Below are 20798 nucleotides of genomic sequence, written 5' to 3'. Positions count from 1 at the left end.
TTCACCGCATCCTCATCCGACCCCGGAAACACATCCCCGGTCAACCAATTGAAAAACCGCGCCAAATCATCCGGCATCTCCAAACCCACCGCACCACACCCCCCAACCAACCACACCAAAACACACAACAAAGGGCCGCACCGAAACAACCCGGTGCGGCCCTGACACACTCACACTAATGCACCGGACCCGAACGCGTCGGCTTCGAATTCACATGCGCAGCCCTCTCGTTTTCCGCCTCGGTTTCTTCTAGGATCTTCCGCAGCTCCTCGATATTACCGATATGCCCCTCGGCAACGCGGTTGATGGCACCAATGATCTCGTAGACGAGCGGGACGGACCCGTTGATTGTATCCGCAATCTGCTGGTCGAGAGGACCACGGATTTTGCCGACCGGCGTCGAAGCTTCGAACGCCGCCTGGAGGTCGGCCGCCAGCTTGACGAGCTCCCGGTTCACTCGCTCCAACTTGCTGTTGCTGTAGTCGACCTTCGCGGTATCCACCCGAAAATCCGTCATAGTTTGCGCTCCTCTGCATTGGCAGTGTCTGCCATGCCCGGCAGGGGTTCGTTCAGGTCCTTCATGACGTCCGCCATCATCGAATCGAAGTTGACGGGGCCGCGGAGCATGTCCGCAATCGGTAGGCGGCCCGGCAGCAGATTCTGCAACAGCGCTGCCGCGCTGTTCCGCGCCTGATCACGAGCCGTTCCGACGGTCTCCACCAGCAACTGCGCGAACTCCGCCGGCGCCATGGTCCGATAGGAGTTCGTCGGGAACTTCATATCGACGAGTTCGCCACGCCCGTCCACGGTCACGCTGACCGCGCGATTCTTAGCGGTCACCGTCGTCTGCGCTTCGGCAATATGGCGCTCGAAATCTGAGATGGCAACCTTCTGTTGTTGGATCTCGGCATACATCTGTTCGATCTTGTTGTGCAATGGAGTGGACAAAGCAACGCTCCTCGTCAGTAGCCGCGGCCGGTCGTGCGCCCGGTGCCGCGAGCGGGGCCGTGCGGTGATCTGGGTGCCTGTGGAGAGGGAGCGGACCATGGGGCATGTTCGTCGGGCATCTCTTCGCGGCCGATGACCGCCAATGCCACGTCTGGGTCGGTCCCCCAGATTTCTTCGTCCTCAGCTAGCCATGTGGTTCTCTCCCGGTCTTTCTCACCCTGGCCGCCGCCGGCACCGCCCATCATCGGCGGCATGAACGGCGGCATTGTGCTGCCGTATCCCGGCACGCCGGCGCCGTCACCAACGCCGGACCCGACGTTCGCGATGGGAGCTGGGCCGAGAGGACCTACCATCAGGCCGCTGGGTGGCAAGGTCGCGGGTGAACCAAACTGCCCGCCGCGGTCACCGCCACCCAGTCCTGGCAGTTCGCCACCGGCACCGCCAGCGGGACCGCCCAGGTCGGGGAACGAGCCACCGACCTCACCGCCGGCAGAGTTGGGGTCGCCATTCTTGCCGCCGCTTCCTCCGAGGCTTGGCAGACCGCCGAGACCGCTACCCAGACCGCCGTCGGCGCCCAAGCCATCGCCCGCAGCGCCGCCTAAGCCGTCAGCACCGCCCAGTCCGCCACCGCTGCCCAGGTCACCGCCCAGGCCACCGCCGCCGCCCAGGCCACCGCCGCCGCCCAGGTCAGCGCCACCGCCCAGGCCACCGCCGCCGCCCAGGTCAGCGCCACCGCCCAGGCCACCGCCACCGCCCAGGTCACCGCCACCGCCCAGGCCACCGCCACCGCCCAAGTCACCGCCGGAGAGATCGGGCAGGTTGCCACCACCGCCACCGGACAGCTTGGATAGATCGCCACCACCGCCTTTGAAATCCGGCAGGGAGGGGAGATTGGAACCGCCCTTGTTGAGGTCCGGCAGGTTTGGTGTATTGCCGCCGCCCTTGTTGAGGTCCGGCGGGGGTGGATTGCCATTGCCAAGGTTCGGCGACGCACTTCGCGGAGGTAGGTACTGCTGAGGGTCGTGCACGTTTTGAAGCGTGTCGGCCAGGCTGTCCCGGAGATTCGCGAACGCGGTGTTCATGGCGCCGTCCAACTGGCCGACGACCTGTTGGAAATGGCCTTTCATGTCCCAGTTCAGGTAATTCAGGACAGCGGGGTCCTTGAAGTCATAGATCTTCGGGCCCGCCCCGAAATCCAGCGTCATCGGCCAACTGCTCAGCACATCCCAGGGGTCCATGGATCCCCGGTCCGGGTCGTTCCAGCCGTCTGTCTTCTGACCAAGCGCGTCGATCTGCTGCTCGATCTGCTGCATGACCCTACGGATCATCTCGCTCGGCCAGTTCGTCGACGTATTGACAAATTGGCCCCAGGCATCCCGCAGCTGCGACCAGAATTTCCGTCCCGCAGCCGCATTGTCATGCAGCATTTGGGTCCAGTTCTTGTTGGTCTTCAGATCCTCCTGAAGCAGGTGCATCTCACCGTGAAGGTTGGTCAGGACCTGTGAGAACGCCTCAGCTGCTGAACCTTTGAAACCGGAGGCATGCGTGTCGATCTTCTCGAACTCGACTTTCAGGACCTGTTTCGCATGGTCCAGCCACATCGACAGGTTGTACATCGACTCGGCCGCCGTGTCGAGAGTGGCGGGATCCAGCACCAACGGGGTCGGCGGGCTGCCCAGAATATCGTGAGAATTGTTCCAGAAATCATTCCAGAAATGCTCGTGCGGCGACTGGTCCTTCTCACCGGAATACCAGTCGACTCGACCTTTCAAAATCCAATAGTGCTGCTCGAAGACCCCATTTCCCGTACCGGCTTTGCCCGAGCCGCGAGCCGTTGAAGGTCGGGTTTCCACCACCCGTCGATAGATCGTGAACTCATTCGCACCCGGGGTTCCCATCGGATCATTCCATGGCTTCGATCCGTCCTTGACGTAATATCCCGCGCCGAGCAAGCTGATCCAGCCCGGGGTCGTGAACTCTCGGCGGTCCAGCGGCTGCTTGGCGTTGAGGACACTGATGAGACCCTGTTCCCATGCCGGCACCCCGCCGGTTTCCGGATCGCCCATCTACTGCCTCCTGGCGCCGCGATAAGAAAGAGTTGCCAGACCTAGGGGTTCGGCGCCGAGCCCGTCAGGAACGAACCGAACTCGGACGCGGATGTATTCGCCAGCTCCAGGTTTTCGCTTGTCGCGAGGATGTTCGTCAAGCCTTGGATGTAGGTCGACATTTTCGTGTCGAACTGCGCCAACTTTGTGTCCACCAGTCCACCGAGGCTGGTGAGCTTTGTCTTGAGAGCGACCCCTGGCTGAAAATTGTCCCAGCCGGGCCGAGTCGCCAAACCGTTGAACGGGAGACCCGTTGGATGGCCCGGGTCATTGGGGTTCACCCCGTTGCGGACCGTCGCAACCTGTCCGCGTAGCTTCTCGAGCTTGTCCCTGACCTCTTCGATGAAATGCTCGTCAACCTTGATAAGTCCCGTACCCATGTCACCCTCTCCTCTCGTGGTGCCGTCCGATGGCAGAGCCATCCACTGAGTGGTCCAATGGGCGGCACGGGCGCAGCGCCCATGCCGCCCAGTCCGGGACCAGCCTCATGCTCAGGCGACGAACAGCGCCGCTCCGTGCCGGTCGCCGGCTTCGTAGTTTTCGCCGATCATCCGTAGGACATCGGTAGCTTGAGCGGTTCCCTCCCGTACCTGATGCAGGCCCTGGTTCCATTTCTGCTGCACTTCACCGTAGTTGTCGATTGCCTGGCCCTTGTTCTCGACAACGAATTGATTAACCTTTGTCTGAAGATCACTCATCGCCTGCTCAAGCCGTGCGGTGACAGCCTGCAGCTGCGCAGAAGCGTCCGCAATGTCGGAGAGATCAACGGTGTAGGTAGCCACAGATTCATTCCTTCCTCACGAGTTCAACGGATGTTCCGCAGCATTGGCTGCTCAGTCGGTCCAGCTCGCACGAGCGCTGAAGCTGTCCCCTTGCAGCGTGATCCCGGCTGCACGTGCCAGGTTGTCGTCCTCGGTGTCATTGGTGACCGAGGCGAAACGTTGCATGTCGTCAGTGATGTCGCTCAGACCCGCGCGAATCGTCACCAGTCCCTGCGAGACCTCCCGAAGGCCCTGCTGGTAGCGTACGGACGCATCCCCCAGCCAGCGGGCGCCCAAGTCGGCAGAGCTGCTCTGCACCGTCCGCTCGGCGTTCTCGAGGTCATTCACCGCCGCGTTGAATGCGCTGACAAGCGCGAGTACCGACGCCTCGTCTACTTTCTTCTGGGTTCCAGCCATCTCCAGCTCCTTCTTGATCGGCGATCACGACTGCGGCAAACATGGACATCCGGCGGGCCGCACCGGTCCTCATCCCCGGCCCTATCCGAATTCGAGCAACGGTCCGGTCGGGAGCATGTCCAGCAACTGACGCGGCACGGGAGTGGCTCCCGCCGCCGGATAGCCGAGCCGGTTGGCCACGTCCGCACCGGCCATTGGGTACTTGACCCCGGAATCGGTCACCAGGTAATACGGCGGGCCGCCGACCTGACCGGCTCGGCCGGCGACGACGAGACCACCGACTCCTGCCTGCACCGTCACCGCGGCAGCGGTCCTCGATGTGCGGTTGACACCAGCGCCTTCCGGCGTCGCGTGCACCGCCGCTGTCGACGATGGTTCGGCCGTCACCTCGACCGACCCATCGGCGACCGCCTGGCGGACGCACCAGGTCCCGCCGGCCTGGAGCGGCAGCAGTTCCGGCGGCGTCCGTGGCAGCGTCGACGGCAGCCCCTGCGCGCGGGAGACCGGCAGACCGATCAGCGCGCTGTTGCTCAGCTCGGTCGGTTGCACCGGTCGGCCGGCATACACCTGCGCGGTCCCAGGGTCGGCGGATGCGATCGCGTACTCGACCGGAGTGAGTTCGGCGAGTCCGTCGGCCTGCAGCAGGTAGTGCCGATCCGCCCCGCCGACGGTGCGTGCCACGAACAGCTCACCCACCTTGGCCCGGCGGCCGTCGACGATCGGCCCGTCGATGCCCCGGCTCGGCACGGCAACAGCGGTGAGGTCCGGCCCGACCGGCACGGACTCCAACCAACCTGCCTCGACAGGGAAGGCATCATGGTCGTAGCCGAGTATCCGGGCGAGCCATGGCGCGCCCAGCCGTAGTCGAACCCCGTGCCAAACGAGGAAACGCTGCCCGCCCGCGGCAACGACGATCGCCTGATCCGGGCTCAGTGGCCGGTCCCGCCGCGACTGCGCATCGACCTTCTCGATCTTCAGCACGGTGCTGGTGAACAGCGTTCCCGCCTGGTCCTTCGTGGCCAGCGCGCAGACGGTCCACACCTGATCCTCGACCGCCCCGCCGGCGGGCAACGCATCCGGGGCGCCCACGATGCCGATCGGCTGCCCGTGCGGCACCGCTGCCAGCGAGCGTTGGGAGACAAGGACGGTCTTCGGGTTCTTCGCGAACAGCAGACGCGCTGAGGCATAGTTGAGGACCGGTCGCAGAAGGCCGTCGACGTAGACGTATCGGGTTCCGGTCTCCTTCTCCACCACCAGCACGCCCGGCTGCTGCCATTTGCTGGAGCCACCAGGGACGATGTAGCCGAAGACCGCAAAGCCGGCGACGATCAGCGCGGCAAGGATCGTGCCGTAGATCGTGCCTGACGTCGTCCGACGGTGTGGGCCCTCCAACCCGTCGGGATCTGCGGATACCAGTGCCGCGGTCAGCCGTCCGAGCACGTACGACTGTGCCTGCACCTGGTCGCGCCGTGACTGCATGATCAGCCGCCCAGCGCACGTGCGGCGCCGTAGGCACCAAGCAGGGCGAGCAGCACCGGGAGCAGCGCCACAGTGGCAGCAAATTGCAGCAGGTCGCCGATCCGCCCCCAATAGGGCATGATCCGTCGTCCGGGCAGTTTCCGCGCCAGCACGAACAGCAGGGCGCAGGACACGGGCAGCGCTGCCACCAGCAGAACCGACCGGAACACCAGCGCAGCCGTGGCCAGTGCGGAAAGGATGATATCGATCAGCCCCAGCGCTGCCGGCACGGCGAGGGAAAGCCGGTGCCATGCGCTGGTCATAGGCCGCAACGCGAGCAGGCGAACCACGGCCACCAACGCGATCAAGGTCCAGGCCGCCCAGCCGCCCAGCGTGGCCAACACCATCATGGCAACGGCGGTAGCGAGCGCCAGTCCGACGTACAGACCGGTCATGTAGCGATCGGCGATCGCGGCCTGGGCGAGCAACGCCTCACTCGGCTCGGGGTCGATGTTCTCCTGAAGGTGCTCCGGCTGCGTGGGAAGCGGTGCCGGCACGATTCCAGCGAGGCGCGAGGCGATCATCGGCACCACCACCGTCACCACAGTCGTCGCCACCGCTACCACCGCGGCGGCCTGAGCCGAGCGCTGCGGTACGAACGTGGCGAGTCCTGAGCCGATGGCGGTGAACAGCGCGGCAGCGACCGCACCGGCGAAGAACGGGCCGGCCCAACCGACCAGGACAGCCGCGAGCAAGGTCGACACCAGCGCGGCCACCGCACCGGCGAACACCTCCGGAGCGCCGACCACAAGCGCCGGAGCCTGCCGGCCGAGATCAGGCGCGAGCATCGCGGCAAGCGTCGCGTATGCGATGCCCAGCGCGGCGGCGACGATGCCGAACGCCCGATCCCCACCGGCGCGGGTCAATCCGAACGCTCCGGCCAGGCAGAGCACCGTCAGGCTCGCCGCGCTGAGCACCCCGGCGAGTGATGTACCAGCACGCACCAACGCCACCAGCCCGACCGCCAGCACGGTGGCGAACAGACCCAGCGCGGTCCATCGGACCATCTCGGGCCGCCACAGACCGGCGCGGCCACGCATGCCGGCCGCAACGCCGTCGGCCAGGTCGTCGAAATGCACCGGCGGGATCTGCTCCGAGCGCGGGCGAACATAGAGCATCTCACCGTCACGCAACCCCAGTTCCGCGACGCTGGCGTCCTCGTCGAGCGGCGGGTCCCCCAGCCTCTGCAGCACCCAGCCACCGTGCGCCAGGCCGGCGTCGGCCAACCCGTCGCCGAGGTGGTGCAGGAACGTGGGAAGAAGATCACCGACGGGCACGTCCGCCGGCACGGCAACCTCGATCCGCCGGCCAGGTCCATGGACTACCAGCCGGCACATCTCCGCTGAGGCGGCGACGGTCATGCCCACACGACGGAGGAGGCGACCGTCCGGTTCAAAGATTTCTCACGTTTCTCGGGTGTCGATTGACCTCATCCCGACCGCGGTCCGTTGTGGGGAGGTCCGCCCGGTGCCGGTCGCACAGGGCCGACGCGACCCGAGCAGGCGGGTGAGACCCGCAGTACGGAAGGCTGGCCTTTGAGCACGGTGCTGTTCCGGCGCCCGGCGCGACGCAGCGGTCCGGAGATGCCGTCCGGTGAGATCAACCTGCAGGAACCGCCGGCGCTGCCCGAACCGCAGAGCGGCGGCATGCGCCAGATGATGACGGTGCTGCCGATGGCGTTGATGTCCGGCGTCATGATGATGATGTTCATCAGTCCTGGCCGCGGCCCGCTCACCTGGGTGATGCTCGGTCTGATGGGTGTAGCCATGGGTGGCATGGTGATCGGTCAGGTCGCCGCCGGCGGGATGGACCGCAAGAAGCGCATGGGCGGTGATCGACGAGACTACCTGCGGTATCTCGCCCAGAACCGTCGACGTGTCCGGCAACACGTGGTCCTGCAGCGCGAAGCCAGCGACTGGCAACATCCGGATCCCCGGTCACTGTGGTCCCTGGCGCTCACCAGCCGGCGTTGGGAACGCCGTCCGAGCCACCCGGACTTTCTCGAGGTCCGGGTGGGCACCGCGGAACAGCGCCTGGCCACGCGGATAACCCCGTTGCAGACCAAACCGATCGAAGATCTCGAGCCACTCGCGGCCAAGTCGTTGCGCCGGTTCATCCGGGCGTACACCACGATCGCGGACCAGCCTGTGGCCCTGTTCATGCGTGCCTTCGCGCAGATCAGATTCGCCGGTGACAAGGACGTGAACCGTTCGGTGGTGCGGGCCATCATCGGCCAGGTCGTGACCTTCCATGCGCCTGAGGAGGTCCGGCTCGCGCTCTGTGTAGCCGACGACGCGAGCCCATGGGAATGGGCGAAGTGGCTTCCACATGCCCAACACCACGCCGAGCAGGACGCCGCCGGCGCCACCAGGCTCGTCGGCGACACGATCGAGAAGGTGGAACGACAACTCGGCGCGGCGTTCGCGACCCGGCCGCAGTTCGAGCCAGGTGCAGCACCCAGCCGGGACGAGCCGTTCGTGATCGTGATCCGCGATGGTGGCCAGATGGGCAACGGTAGTCGGATCGCGACCTCCGGCTACCGCAACGCCGTCCTCATCGACCTCGATGACCCCACTCCGGCCAACGAAAAGGGAGCGCTCTGCCTGCAGGTCGACGGCGACGAACTGCTGATGGTCCGCCACGACCGACTTGGCAACGAAACATGCACCCGCCTGGCCAAACCCGACCAACTCAGCACCGGCCGATTGACCACACTGGCCCGGATCGTGTCGCCGTACCGGTTGGGCATCGCCACCGAACCGGTGGCGGATAGCCTGAAGTCTGACTTCGATCTGGGCACGCTGCTGAAGATCCCCGATCTGCAGCACCTGGACCTGACCAAGTCATGGGCGCCCAGAACCGTCGCGGAGAGACTTCGAGTGCCGATCGGCGTCGACGCGCAGGGCCGTGCGGTGCAGTTGGACATCAAGGAGTCGGCGCTGGGCGGGATGGGGCCGCACGGCATGCTCATCGGTGCCACCGGTTCCGGCAAGAGTGAACTGTTGCGCACCCTGGTCCTCGCCCTGGCCACCACCCATTCCTCGGAGACGCTGAACTTCATCCTGGTCGACTTCAAGGGTGGCGCCACCTTTCTCGGACTGGACCAACTCCCGCACACCTCAGCCGTGATCACCAACCTGGCGGAGGAGGCCGCGCTCGTCGGGCGCATGCAGGACGCGATCCACGGCGAGATGATCCGTCGGCAGGGACTGCTCCGCCAGGCGGGTGGATACAGCTCGGTTCTGGACTACGAGCTCGACCGGACTCAGGGCAAGCCCCTCGATCCCCTTCCCACCCTCTTCGTCATCGTCGACGAGTTCAGCGAGCTCCTCGCTGCGCACCGCGATTTCATAGACCTGTTCATCATGATCGGCCGGCTGGGCAGATCGCTCGGGGTACACCTGCTGCTAGCCAGCCAGCGGGTCGACGACGGACGGATCGGGCAGCTCGAGTCGCACCTGTCGTACCGGATCGGACTGCGCACGTTCTCGGCCACCGAGTCGCGGTCGGTCATCGGTGTCCCGGATGCCTACGAGCTGCCCCCGTCACCAGGCAACGGCTTCCTGCGAACAGACGTCTCGACACTCATCAGGTTCAAGGCCGCATACGTGTCCGGGGCCTATCGCGACACCACCACCCGGGTACGCCAGGAGATCGTGCAGCAGAAGGTAGTCGCGTATCTGCTCGATCGCGTGTCCCATCGGGAGCCGGAGCCTCCTCCGCTGGACCCGGTACCGGACGAGACCGTCGACACCGAGGCGACCGAACCCGTGGCGAAGGACCGCACGGTGCTCGCCACTGTGGTGTCACAACTCCTCGATCAGGGTCCGCCGGCACACCAGGTCTGGCTTCCGCCGCTGGGAGCCTCGCCGAGCCTGGACCAACTGCTACCGCCGCTCATGCCCGACCCGGAACTTGGGCTCATCGCCACGGACTGGCCCGGCATAGGACGGCTCATCACGCCTGTCGGTTTCATCGACAAGCCGTACGAGCAGTCTCGTGATCTGCTCGTGGTCGACCTGAGCGGGATCGGCGGGCATGTCGGCATCGCGGGCGGTCCGCGGAGCGGCAAGAGCACTCTGCTCCGTACGCTGATCGCCGGCCTTGCCTTGACCCACAGTCCGCGCGAAGTCCAGTTCTACTGTCTCGACTTCAGCGGCGCGTTGGGTGCCATGGCGGAGCTGCCGCACATCGGCAGCGTCGCCGGTCGGCTGGACGCCGACCGGGTGAGTCGAACGGTGGCCGAGGTGACTGGCCTGATCGGCCAACGGGAACGCCGGTTCGCGGACCTCGGCGTGGACGGCATGGCAACCTACCGGCAGCTGCGTGCCGAGGGGCGGATCACCGACCCGTTGGGTGACGTCTTCCTCGTCATCGATGGTTGGTTCACGCTGCGGCAGGAGTTCGAGGCGTTGGAAGGCACGGTGCGCCAGATCGCCGCGCAAGGTCTCACGTTCGGTGTCCACCTCCTCCTGACGGCGTCACGCTGGTCGGAGGTCCACCACGCGATGCGCGATCAGATCGGCACGCGCCTCGAGTTGCGGCTCGGCGACCCCGTGGACTCAACTATTGATCTTCGGCTGGCGGCCACCGTGCCGCACCTACCGGGACGCGGTCTCACCTCGGACAAGCTGCATTTCCTCGCCGGACTGCCCCGGATCGACGGCCTTGCCGACCCCGACGGCCTAGGGGAGGCGGTCCGGTCCCTGGTGTCGACGGTCAGCGAATTCTGGGACGGTCCGCCAGCGCCGCCGGTGCGGACACTGCCGGCAGTGCTGCCCGCCGAATCACTGCCGAAGCCCGATGGGAACGTCCGGGTCGTGCTCGGACTGGACGAGGCCGGAATGCAACCGGTGTGGCACGACTTCGCGGATCTGCCGCATCTGACGGCGCTCGGGGACAGCGGCAGCGGCAAGACCAACCTGCTGCGGCACCTCGCCCGGTCGGTGATGTCCCGCTACACCCCGGCCGAGGCGCGCATCATGCTCGTCGACTACCGCCGACAACTCTTCGACGCGGTGCCGACCGAGTATCGGCTCGGCTACTCGGTGTCCGGCGACACCACCCGCCAGACGGTTGTCGACGCGATCGCCGGTCTGGCGCCCAGGATGCCCGGCGCCGACGTGACACCCGAACAGCTTCGTCAACGCAACTGGTGGTCCGGCCCGCAGCTGTACATCCTGATCGACGACTACGACCTGCTCGCCGGCCTGGACAATCCGCTCCTGCCGCTGCTGCCCTACCTGCCGCACGGCGGTGACATCGGCCTGCATCTGGTCCTGACCCGGGGCGCGGCGAACGTCATGCGAATGTCGATGGATCCGTTGATCCGCCGGCTGCAGGAGACCAACAGTCCGGACGTGGCGCTGTCCTGCCCACCTACCGAGGGACCACTGCTGGGCAACACCAAGCCCCGCAATCTCCCCCCAGGCAGGGGGCTGCTGTGCACCCGCCGAGGCGCCCTGCTGCTCCAGACCCCCTGGAGTGAGCTCGGCTGAGGTACGACGACTGGCGGACGCGGCCGTCAGGGGCGCCAACGACGGCGGCGGCCCCACTTGATGACCATCGCCGCCCCGAACGCGACCGCAGCAGCCGCGGCCACACCACCCGCGACCACTGCGGCAATGAACTTGGCCGGATTCGGCGGCGGCCCGCTCGGCAGCACGAGCGGTTCCCGCTCCCGGTCCGTCACGATGGCCGGGCTTTCGAGTTCGACACTGCTGACCGTGGCGTACAGGTCAAGCATCCCGTGCCCGACCGCGCTCGGCGGCTGTACCCCGGATGGATCTTCAGCGGTCAATTCCAGCCGCCGCCGGACCTCCGCCTGGCCCAGACCGGGGTAGTACGCGCGGACCAGGACAGCCGCTCCGGCGACGAAGGCCGCGGCGACCGCCGAACCACCGACCGTGAAATGCCCGCCGCCGGACGGTGCGACGCTGACCGCGCCGACGGCAGGAGCGACCAGGTCGACTCCGGCCGCCACCGGGGAAGTCCCGGTCGGGACGCCCTCGGTGTCTATCCCGCCCACCGCGAGGACCTGGTCGTCCGAGGCCGGATACCAGGGCGCCGGGCTCTGGCCGGTCCCCGACGGCTGTTCATCGGACACCGCGGCGACCAGCACAATGTCGTGAGCAATCGCTTCCTGGACAGCGGCCGTCAGATCGGCATCCGGCGTCGTGGTGCCAACCCCGAGCAAGATCACGCGCGCGCCGGCGGTGATCGCCGCTCGAATGCCCTTGGCCAGGGCGCCAGGCGGGATCGCACCCTTGGCGTCCACGATCCGAACCGGCAGGACCGTGGCCCCCGGCGCGACCCCGACGAAAGCGCTGCCGGTCACCGGACGGGCGGCGATGATGCCGGCCAGAGCAGTGCCGCGACCGATGCAGTCGCGGTCCGCGGGTCCAGGCTTCACCACATCGGTACCGGCGCGAACGGCTCCACCGGCAAACGCAACGGCCGCCGAGCTCACCCCGGTGTCGAGCACTGCCACCAGGACGCCATCGCCGCGGGTCAGCGGCCAGACCGACTGCGGCGCCATCCGGCTCTGCGCCCACGGCACGGTGTCGACGACCACCGGAGACTCACCAACGCATCCGTTTGTGACGGTCGGCAACGCAGGGGGCTGCTCACCCGTCGGCGCTTCGGCTGTCTCCGCCCATGCCGGCGCGCTCCCCACACCGGCCGTGCCGAGTCCGATCAGCGCGGATCCGGCGATCGTGGTGACGGCCAGTGCCAGGGCCACCGCCCGGACACCGGGTGTCGCTGGGCTCATCGCGCTGTCACTGCCCGTGGGGGCCCGCAGCGGATTGCCGCTTCGCGGGGGGTTCCGGAACAGGCGGTACAGCCTCCGACGGCGCCACCTGGCTCCCGCGCGGCGCCACGGCTCTACCGACATACGGCAGCACCGGACCCCGCGCTGTACTGAGCGATCGGACCCGTACCCGCCATCCCAGGACCGCTCCTGCCAGTCCGAGCACCACGAGCAGGGCAACGGCGGACGTTCGCACGGCGCCGGACCAGCCGCCATCGCTCGCGGTCCGGTCCTCCTCACCGAGCACCACGGTCACCGCCGCGCCCGCGTTGACCATGCCGGTGCCGGTATCGGCCGTACCGATGGCGGTCGCCTCGATCCGGTGCACCACCTGGGTGGCATTCAGATGGGGGAACGCGGAGCGGATCAACGCGACCACACCGGCCGCAAACGCGACCGCGTACTGCGATCCGCTGCTGGCCCGCACTCTCGCGCCACCGATCCCGAGCGTCGCCACATCGATGCCGGGCGCGATCACGTCGACGCCACCTGAGCGGTAGTTCGCCGCCGGCTGCCCGTCCGGTCCGACCCCACCCACCCACAGCAACCCGCCCGGTCCCGGTGGCGATGCCGAACCCTCCGATCCGGTCAATGCCGGGGCCACCACCACGACGTCGTGGCTCAACGCGACCTTGATCGCAGCGAGCACGGCAGCGTTGGTGACGTCCACGTAGGAACCGAGCGCGATAACTTTGGCACCGGCGGAGACGGCCACCTCGATCGCCGTCGCGGCATACTTCGGGTCGGAATGCGATGATGCATCGACCACTTGCAGCGGCAAGATCACCGCTGCCGGCGCCATACCGGTCATCCTGTCGTCCTCTGCCTGGTTTCCGTCGACCCGACGCGCCGCGACGATGCCGGCCATCGCGGTTCCTGAGCCAAGGCAGTCGGTATCCCCGCGGCCGGTGCCACCCGGGATGTTCGCCCCGGGCGCGACCCTGCCATTGAGCTGCGGAAGTCTTCCGTCGACCCCCGAGTCGACCACCGCGACCAGGACGCCGTCGCCCCGGGTCCGGCGCCACGCCCGATCGGCAGCCATCCGCTCATAGGCCCAGAAGGACTCCTCGCGAGGTTCCGTCGCCAACGACGTGCACAGCGCCGAAGTCGAACCCGGGCCGGACGGCGCCGGCCCGGTCTGCGCCCCCGCACCGGCACCGGCGGACGGTACGGCGCCCTGCAATGGCGCCGCTGGTACGGCTCCGCCTGGAGGCAGTCCGAGCAGAACGCCGTTCCCGACCGCGTCCCAGGGCAGCACCAGCGACCAGCCCGCGTGCACCTGCTCCGAGTCAGTCAGGACCTGACCGTCAGGCTGCGGCCGACCGGCGTTGAGCCGGAAAATCTCGACAGATCGGGCGGCCGTACCGAGAAACCGGCTCGCGATCTCGGCGAGATTCTCCGGGGCGCCCTGATAGGACGAGCCCACGGTGTAGTACTTCGCGTACTGTGCGGCAGCACCACCCCCGGGGGCTACCGGCTCCGCTGCCGCGCGACCCGAGTTCGTCACCGCCGCCAACATGACCAGGCATCCCACCAGGGCAGACCAGGTCCGCACCTTCGCCGCCACGGACGGCATCCTTCGACTTGCCATGGCCCAGGGAACACGCACGAACGGACAACGCTCCACCCGATCGCCGGGTTCAATCTGAACACCACGAAGCCTCAGAATTCCCGCGGTACACGACGAACGGACATCGAACCGACCCGCGACCGCACGGTAACGGTGTCAGGCCCACTGCCTGCGGCTGAGCGTCCGCGGCCAGCGGTTCCAGGTGAACCGCACGACCCCACGTCTCGTCGTGGTGGCGGAAACTGAGCGCACAACCAAGGGGAACGCACGTGATCGGCGATGGGCGACGTAACGACACCACTGCACAACAACGCAGACCAGGCGGTCCGGCGGGGCGACCGAGGCACCGCCGTCCCCGACGAGCCGTCCGGCTACCACTGACTGCGATCCTTGTCGTCGCGTTGACCAGCGGCAGCCTCCTCGCACTGCGGCTGCATGCGCAACACCCGAGCGCCAGCAGGCCGTGCGCCGCGGTGACGAAGCTCCGGGTCACCGCGGCACCAGAGATCGCGCCCATCGTGCGAGCGGCGGCTGAACAACTCGGTGGCGTCGACGGCGCCGGGTGCGGTCCCATCGCCGTCACCGCCGAGGAACCAGCGGTCACAGCCGGCAAGGTCCGTACCGGACACGCCGACGTGTGGATCTCCTCGTCCAGCGCCTGGCTGTCCATCGCGAGCGTTGACAACGCCATCTACGCGGCCCAGGGCCCGCCCGTCGCACGATCGCCTATCGTGCTCGCCATGCCCAAGGCACTCGCCGAGTCCCTCTGGGGCACCAAACAGCCAACCTGGGCAGAGATCTTGGCCAAGGTCACGACGCAGCAGCTCCCGACGGTCAACATGCCCGATCCGTTACACAGCACCGTCGGGCTGCTGTCGGTACTGGCCGTCCGAGCGGCAATGGCCCGCACAACGGCCGATCCCGGCATCGCGCAGCTGCGGGCCCTGACCCTCCGCAGCCGCATCGCAAACCCGTCGGCCGACACCGACGCACTGCTCACCCAGGTCGCCGGGATGAGCGACGCTGTCCAGGCGGCGAAAGCTGTCGGCGTCTTTCCCGTCACCGAGCAACAGCTGACGACCTACCAGGACGCCGCACGGAGAGTCCCGCTCGCCGGCATGTATCCCCCGGACGGCATCGCCGAGGCAGACTATCCGTTCGCTACCGCGAACGACCTTGCCACCGACCCGGACCGTCAGTCGCTGGCCGACCGGCTCAACCACGAGCTCCGCTCGACGGACATCATTCGCGCACTCGCCGACGCCGGCTTCCGACCGGCGACGCCGGCCACCCTGCACGCCGGATTACCGGTCACCTATCCGACGCCGCTGTCCCTGACAACCGACGCCAACCAACTGCTCGCAGCAGCACTGCAATGGTCGCAGTACCGGAAGCTGTCCTTCCAGGTACTGATCCTGATCGACGCGTCCGGTTCGATGAACGACACGGTCGTGGACCGGTCCGGTCATCCGACCACGAAAGCCGCGCTCCTGCGCGAGTCTGGCGTCAACGCCGCGCAGTTGTTCAGTGACGACACCAGCCTTGGCTTGTGGTATTTCGGCACCACCGCGGCGGCGAGTCCGCCATACGTCGAAGCGGTCCCGATAGGCCCCCTCACGGAGAAGGTTCGCGGCGTCAGCCGACGTGATCTCCTCGCCCAGCAGATCAGCACCTACAAGCCCGTCGATCAGGGTGGCACACCGTTGTACCAGACCATCCTCGATGGCACCGAGGCCATGCGTGCGGGCGCCAAACCGGACGTTGTCAGCCTGGTCATCGTCCTGACCGACGGAAGGGACCAGGATTCTCGGTTCGTCATGGACAGGCAGGTGTTCCTGAACCGGCTGCGCAGCGAGCAGGACAGCACGAACCCCGTGCCGGTGTTCGGGATCGGCTTCGGCGCCGACGCGGACATGGCCACGCTGCGCGACATCGCGAGAGAGACCGGCGGGCAGGCGACCGCAGCCACCACTCCTACCGACCTTGCAGGCGCCATTGCCCAGGTCTTCCTCGCCACCCACGAGCCGGCCCGTTGACCAGGCCGGCTGGTCGGTCAACGACCGATCAGGCGCGTCAACAACGGCGGTGGACGATCGCAGCTCGGCCACACGTTGGATTCCTGTCGCACCCGCCCTACGACGCCTCGCTGCCACCTTGCGTAACCCTGATCGACCAACTCGCCCGTAGCACTTGACCGATCAACACCGGGACAACTCGCCGGTCGCTGCGTTCCACCAGCTTCCGCGCGGCAGCCAGCGCAGCACCGCGCAGGCCGCCGCTGATGACGATTCCTGGCTTGCTCAGGGCCTCGAATTCTTCATCGAGCACAGGGAATCTTCTGATGCGATCGGCACTGGCGAGGTCACTCGCGGCGATCGCGTCGTTGACGATCGTTACGGCCGATCCGGCGGCACTCAACTGCTCGGCGATGACCAACGCCTGCCTGCGGGCAACTGCCAGCGGGCCGGTGATGGTGAAGACATCGGGTGTGCCGGTCAGGTCTACGAACAACTCCCACTGGTCGTACCGACCAAGGATGACGGGGAGAGTCGCCGATGTCGGCAGAGGTTCATCACCCAGCCAGGCATAGACAGCTTCCGACTCTGCGCCGCCTGAGCCGATCAGCCGGACGTCCAGCAGGTCTGGCGGTTGGTGGCCCAGGCCTAGGACCTGCACCGAGACCCTCCCCCGGCCAAGATCAGGGCGAACGACGGCGACGGTCGCAACAGGGGCCGGAGTTGACGGCGAGGAACCTGTGGGTTCGACGGCAGCCGATACCGCCTCAGTGGACGGGGCCTGCGGCTCTGCACCGCCGCTACCCGCGGGCGGCACCCCTGCGGCAGTCCCCGCCGTGACCGTGGTCTCGACGGGCTTGGCCTCAGCAGGCACGGCGGTCCCGACAGTTGCTTGGAAGGTCCGGTCCGCAACCGGTGAGGACGCCGGGGTAGCCGCGGGTGGCGCGGCGATCGTCCCCGACTCGAGCGAGCCGGCGAACGCAGGTGCCGCAAGCGCCGTTGTCAGCAGGCGCCGTGGAGTCAGCGTCAACCGCGATGGCCGCAACTGCCGCCGTCGCAGGACCAACGCCGACAGCAGCACCAGCACGCTGAGCGAGACAGTGCCGATGACATACAGGTCCAGACCGCCGATCGACGGTTCGCTGCTGAGACCTGGGCGAGGTACCGCGACCGCGCCCAGCCTGTTTGTGGCCTGGGACGGGAGCGGACCGACCATGACGCCCGGTCCCTTGGCGTCGGCCGGCAGCTGGAGAATCCAACCCGGCTGAAGCTCGGCAGGGTCGGTCAACCGGCCGCCGTCCGGTTGCCGGCGGTCCTTGTTGAGCTCGAAGATCTCTGGATACCTGTTCCCGTCGCCGAGTGTCCGAACGGCGATCTGGTACAGGTACTCGCGCTGCCCAGTCTGGCTGGGCCCGACGACGTAGTAGCGCGGTGCGACGTCAACGGTCGGTCCAGGGCTCTGACTCGGCCCGACCGGGGCGGCAGCCGACGGCGTCATCATCGACCTTGGCAGCGGCTGCAGGACCCAGCACACCGCGACGCCGACGAGCAGAGCCACAATGCCGGCAACCGGCCGGATCCGCAGCGCTCGGACGCAGCTACGCCGACCAGCGCAGGACCTCGCCGATCCAGCCATTCTCTCACCTTTCCTCGCCCTGGGTTGGTCTCCGCGGACGTCACCGACTCCTACGCCGCCGGTTCCTGGGGATCGAGCAGGCTGCGGGCCAACATTTCGCCGAATGAGCGTGCGCGGTCCGCGCCTGGCACCCAGTGCGCCACGAACCAGGCCTCCCATTCACCGTTCTCGTCAATGACGCCCGGGTTGAGCAGGTAGACGCCCTCCCCTTGGTCCTCGCTGATCAGCAACGTCCCGCGCAGGTAGCGCGCGAACCACGTGCTGGGAAACACCTCGTAGTTGTCGCGAACCCCGACGGGATCGACGATGCCCTCCATGGTCAGTTCCCAGTCGTCGACAATGCCCGGCGCCAAGTCGCGTAGCCAGCCGACCTCGTGCGCGGGCAGAAGACGGTACTCGTCGTTCAGCAGGACGTCCTCAGCGTTGGCGAGGAATCCGCGGTAGCTCGGCGGCAGTGTGCACCCGAGCCTCGACTCCAGTTCGGCAATCGCCGCAGCATCAGCGTTCGTCATGTTGACACGACGATGGCGGGACAAGTCCGGTTCAACCCGATCGGCGCCGGCGCGGCGATGTTGCCCCGCCTGGCCGGTTCAGCACAGAGTGGGCCCGGCGCACAGCGGCTACTCGCCGTGCGTGGTGTCCTCTGCCAGGTCGCCGTCGGTGTAGGCCGGTGGCGGAGCTACAGACGATCTGCCGCGTCGGCCGGGGGTCAGCCGCCAATGATGGCTGCCGATGTGCCTCGCGCGCGGCCTCGCCCGGCCGGAACCGGTGAGCGCCACAACGTCGAGCAGTTGATAGATCGACGAATCGTCCGCTGAGCGGCGTACGACCACGTCGCGCACATAGCGTCCCGGAACACTGATCCGCACATACCCTTCATGCTCGCCCTCGACCACCACCACATCCTGGCTCTCGAGCCAGGAACAGATGCCGCTCTCGGTCTCCGCACCTCGCGGGATCGGCACGCTCAACCATCGCTCAGCATCCGACGCTGGCATTGAGGCGGTCTCGAACACCCGGCGTACCGCGGCAGCGATCCCCGCCGGCGGCTGCACCCGGCCGCTCTGCAACTCGGCGGTCGTGGTCACCGCGGCCAGATCGGTACCTTCCCAAGTTCCTGCCCGGTGTCCACCGGTCAAGTAGATCAGGATCTCGTTCAGGTTGTCCGCTCGGAACGTTCTCATCGATCCGGCCTCGTCGAAGATCGACTCCCATCGAGTATGCAGTCGACCGCGCTCGGTGGTATGAACCGGGGTGACCACGATCGCGTGCTTTGCAAGTTCCGCAATGAACTTATTACCTCTGCCACGATCGCGATGCCACAGCACCACGATCCGCGCATCAGGGCCCGTCTCGGGCAACGCCGTGGCGTACTCCTGGGCGGTCAACCACCTGCCGTCGGCGCTCTGGATCACGGAACCTGGCTTGTGCCGGCCGACCGGCACCCGGTTCAATCGCTCCTCGACCAGGATGCGGTGACCCGCATCGAGTGGCACGGCGTTGTGCAGTTGCGCGACGACGGCGGCGTCCATGAGGACCCCGCTGATCCGATCGTTGCGGTACAGATTCAGCCAAAGGTCGAGATCCGGGCGGCCGCTGGGGTCTGTCAACGGGGTGAGTACCAGCACGTCCAGCGCTGCGCCGGCATCGGAAGCGGGTAGCCGGAGCACGCCGCCCCGCACCCCGGGCGGCAGGTGCACCTCGACGCTCGGCACATCTTCGGTCGGCGCCTCCCGCACGATGCCCAACCTCAGCCAACGTCGAGCTTCGTAGAACTGCCGCGCGGCATCCGGCCCGTGTTGAACCGGAACACGAACACGACTCCCTTCAGCACCCCCACCAATCGGGGCACCGGGCACCACCCTGGGAGCCTCGCGAGTGTAGGCCGGCGTCCGGAGGTAACCGTCGTCCATGAAGAATTCCATCGCCGCGAGACCAGCCAGCTCCGCGTTGCCAACGCCGAACGGCGTGACACTGCCACCCACCCGAGCACGGAGTTCACGGGCGAGGTCGAAGGCGGGCCACTCGTCTCGCGCGGCTTGATGGACGGCCGCCTCGAGGCTATCGAGCGGCGGCGACGCCACACCTTTCCCCTTCACCGCCCACCATTGAACCGGTCGACGGCCGATCAACCATCCCAGCAGGCCGTACTCTCCGCCCAGCGAAACGACCCCTCCGCGAGGCCCCGACTCCCCATTGATCAGCATCTGACGGATGTGGACACTCAATGAAATCGCGTACATCCGTGCAGAAGCGGACTCCGCGCCGTACAGGAACAGCGCCAACGTCCGGGGCCGGTCTGGCACGTCGTGCACGCTTTCAAGAAGGTCCATGACCGATGTCCAGCCGGGCGGGTCGACAGTGGCCAGCCGCAATTCTGTAGCCCGGAGGACGAGACCGTCGACGCCCGCGGGGGGCAATGTGCCAGCGATGACCATCACGCCATCCGGCACGACGAGCTGACCGGCCGCTTCCCTAACCTGTACCGGATCGAAACCGGCGGTGGCCGGAGGCGGGAGAAACCAGACACCGTTCGGCAGCTGCCGCATCAGGGTCGGCTTCGGCAACACCGGCTCCACGGCACGTCCACCGCTCGGCACGTCGTCCCATGACCACGACGCTGAACGATCCACCGACGACGACCCCGCCGCCGGCTGGGGATCTCCCGCGGCCGGTTGGCCAAGACCAACCCCTTCAGCCGTCCACGCGATCCATGAGTTCATGCCTGGTCTAGCACTGGTTGCTGGATCGACCAGCCCAGGCACGAGCGACGCCGACCGTGCCACCGGCGATCCGCCACCACCACCCCGCCCCGACACCCGCACCTGACCCAACCGGCCCTGCGCATCCCTCACCAACCGAACCGGCCCCCGCAACACCGCCGGCACCGGCCCCGGACCGATCTCCACCAACGACGACCGACCCCCCACCTCCGGCTGCGTCTCCACCATCACAAACCGGCCATCCTCGGCCACACGCTCCACCAACACCACATGCTGCGGCACGCCCGGCCGCTG

At 67.2% G+C, this 20798-nt stretch carries 15 protein-coding genes; 2 read left to right on the top strand and 13 right to left on the bottom strand.

What is annotated here, in order from left to right; translation table 11 throughout:
* Positions 1 to 175: 175 nt before the first annotated feature.
* From ABD901_RS56515 to eccD, 8 genes are all read right to left on the bottom strand, one after another.
* Positions 176 to 517 carry a hypothetical protein gene (locus ABD901_RS56515; RefSeq protein ID WP_345144297.1) on the bottom strand — a complete coding sequence of 114 codons (342 nt, stop codon included), beginning with the start codon at positions 515 to 517 and terminating at the stop codon, positions 176 to 178.
* Positions 514 to 915, bottom strand: a complete 402-nt coding sequence (locus ABD901_RS56510) for a YbaB/EbfC family nucleoid-associated protein (RefSeq protein ID WP_345144295.1) — start codon at positions 913 to 915, stop codon at positions 514 to 516. Before ABD901_RS56510 ends, ABD901_RS56515 begins: the two co-directional genes overlap by 4 nt.
* A gap of 47 nt (positions 916 to 962) precedes the next feature.
* Positions 963 to 3014, bottom strand: coding sequence for a hypothetical protein (locus ABD901_RS56505; protein ID WP_345144293.1), 2052 nt, complete (start codon positions 3012 to 3014; stop codon positions 963 to 965).
* A gap of 41 nt (positions 3015 to 3055) precedes the next feature.
* On the bottom strand, positions 3056 to 3433 hold the full coding sequence (locus tag ABD901_RS56500) for a hypothetical protein (protein ID WP_345144291.1): 378 nt from the start codon (positions 3431 to 3433) through the stop codon (positions 3056 to 3058).
* Positions 3434 to 3544: 111 nt separating this feature from the next.
* Positions 3545 to 3835 carry a WXG100 family type VII secretion target gene (locus ABD901_RS56495; protein WP_345144288.1) on the bottom strand — a complete coding sequence of 97 codons (291 nt, stop codon included), beginning with the start codon at positions 3833 to 3835 and terminating at the stop codon, positions 3545 to 3547.
* Positions 3836 to 3886: 51 nt separating this feature from the next.
* A complete protein-coding gene (locus tag ABD901_RS56490; protein WP_345144286.1) occupies positions 3887 to 4231 on the bottom strand; it encodes a WXG100 family type VII secretion target in 345 nt (114 codons plus the stop codon).
* A gap of 81 nt (positions 4232 to 4312) precedes the next feature.
* Complete coding sequence (gene eccB, locus ABD901_RS56485; RefSeq protein WP_345144284.1) at positions 4313 to 5710, bottom strand: type VII secretion protein EccB; 1398 nt, start codon at positions 5708 to 5710, stop codon at positions 4313 to 4315.
* Positions 5711 to 5712: 2 nt separating this feature from the next.
* Entirely contained in the window at positions 5713 to 7110 is a 1398-nt protein-coding gene (eccD, locus tag ABD901_RS56480) for a type VII secretion integral membrane protein EccD (protein ID WP_345144281.1), read from the bottom strand.
* Positions 7111 to 7293: 183 nt separating this feature from the next.
* Between eccD and eccCa the strand changes: the two genes are divergently transcribed.
* Positions 7294 to 11247, top strand: a complete 3954-nt coding sequence (gene eccCa / locus ABD901_RS56475; RefSeq protein WP_425556864.1) for a type VII secretion protein EccCa — start codon at positions 7294 to 7296, stop codon at positions 11245 to 11247.
* 26 nt (positions 11248 to 11273) lie between these two features.
* On the opposite strand, the gene ABD901_RS56470 is transcribed toward eccCa, so the two are convergent.
* Together ABD901_RS56470 and ABD901_RS56465 are read right to left on the bottom strand one after the other, a co-directional pair.
* On the bottom strand, positions 11274 to 12491 hold the full coding sequence (locus ABD901_RS56470; protein ID WP_345144279.1) for a S8 family serine peptidase: 1218 nt from the start codon (positions 12489 to 12491) through the stop codon (positions 11274 to 11276).
* A gap of 37 nt (positions 12492 to 12528) precedes the next feature.
* Positions 12529 to 14127 carry a S8 family serine peptidase gene (locus tag ABD901_RS56465; RefSeq protein WP_345144277.1) on the bottom strand — a complete coding sequence of 533 codons (1599 nt, stop codon included), beginning with the start codon at positions 14125 to 14127 and terminating at the stop codon, positions 12529 to 12531.
* A 404-nt stretch (positions 14128 to 14531) separates the two neighbouring features.
* Here ABD901_RS56465 and ABD901_RS56460 point away from each other — a divergent pair, with 404 nt between their 5' ends.
* Positions 14532 to 16166, top strand: a complete 1635-nt coding sequence (locus ABD901_RS56460; RefSeq protein WP_345144275.1) for a substrate-binding domain-containing protein — start codon at positions 14532 to 14534, stop codon at positions 16164 to 16166.
* A 97-nt stretch (positions 16167 to 16263) separates the two neighbouring features.
* On the opposite strand, the gene ABD901_RS56455 is transcribed toward ABD901_RS56460, so the two are convergent.
* The 3 genes from ABD901_RS56455 to ABD901_RS56445 form a co-directional block, all read right to left on the bottom strand.
* Positions 16264 to 17703, bottom strand: a complete 1440-nt coding sequence (locus ABD901_RS56455) for a LysM peptidoglycan-binding domain-containing protein (protein WP_345144273.1) — start codon at positions 17701 to 17703, stop codon at positions 16264 to 16266.
* Between the two features lie 128 nt (positions 17704 to 17831).
* Entirely contained in the window at positions 17832 to 18293 is a 462-nt protein-coding gene (locus tag ABD901_RS56450; RefSeq protein ID WP_345144271.1) for an SMI1/KNR4 family protein, read from the bottom strand.
* A gap of 108 nt (positions 18294 to 18401) precedes the next feature.
* On the bottom strand, positions 18402 to 20798 hold a 2397-nt coding region (locus ABD901_RS56445; protein WP_345144269.1), incomplete at its 5' end, for a hypothetical protein.

Origin of the sequence: Dactylosporangium darangshiense, assembly GCF_039537565.1 — a bacterium.
Classification (GTDB): Bacteria; Actinomycetota; Actinomycetes; order Mycobacteriales; family Micromonosporaceae; genus Dactylosporangium; species Dactylosporangium darangshiense.
The sequence above is the reverse complement of the archived record's forward strand: the minus strand, read 5'-3'. Positions and strand labels throughout refer to the sequence as shown.

Excerpts from the sequence above, each read along its gene's own strand:
- ABD901_RS56515 (WP_345144297.1), bottom strand. The coding sequence starts at position 517 with ATGACGGATTTTCGGGTGGATACCGCGAAGGTCGACTACAGCAACAGC.
- ABD901_RS56510 (WP_345144295.1), bottom strand. The coding sequence starts at position 915 with ATGTATGCCGAGATCCAACAACAGAAGGTTGCCATCTCAGATTTCGAG.
- ABD901_RS56505 (WP_345144293.1), bottom strand. The coding sequence starts at position 3,014 with ATGGGCGATCCGGAAACCGGCGGGGTGCCGGCATGGGAACAGGGTCTC.
- ABD901_RS56500 (WP_345144291.1), bottom strand. The coding sequence starts at position 3,433 with ATGGGTACGGGACTTATCAAGGTTGACGAGCATTTCATCGAAGAGGTC.
- ABD901_RS56490 (WP_345144286.1), bottom strand. The coding sequence starts at position 4,231 with ATGGCTGGAACCCAGAAGAAAGTAGACGAGGCGTCGGTACTCGCGCTT.
- eccB (WP_345144284.1), bottom strand. The coding sequence starts at position 5,710 with ATGCAGTCACGGCGCGACCAGGTGCAGGCACAGTCGTACGTGCTCGGA.
- eccD (WP_345144281.1), bottom strand. The coding sequence starts at position 7,110 with ATGACCGTCGCCGCCTCAGCGGAGATGTGCCGGCTGGTAGTCCATGGA.
- ABD901_RS56450 (WP_345144271.1), bottom strand. The coding sequence starts at position 18,293 with ATGACGAACGCTGATGCTGCGGCGATTGCCGAACTGGAGTCGAGGCTC.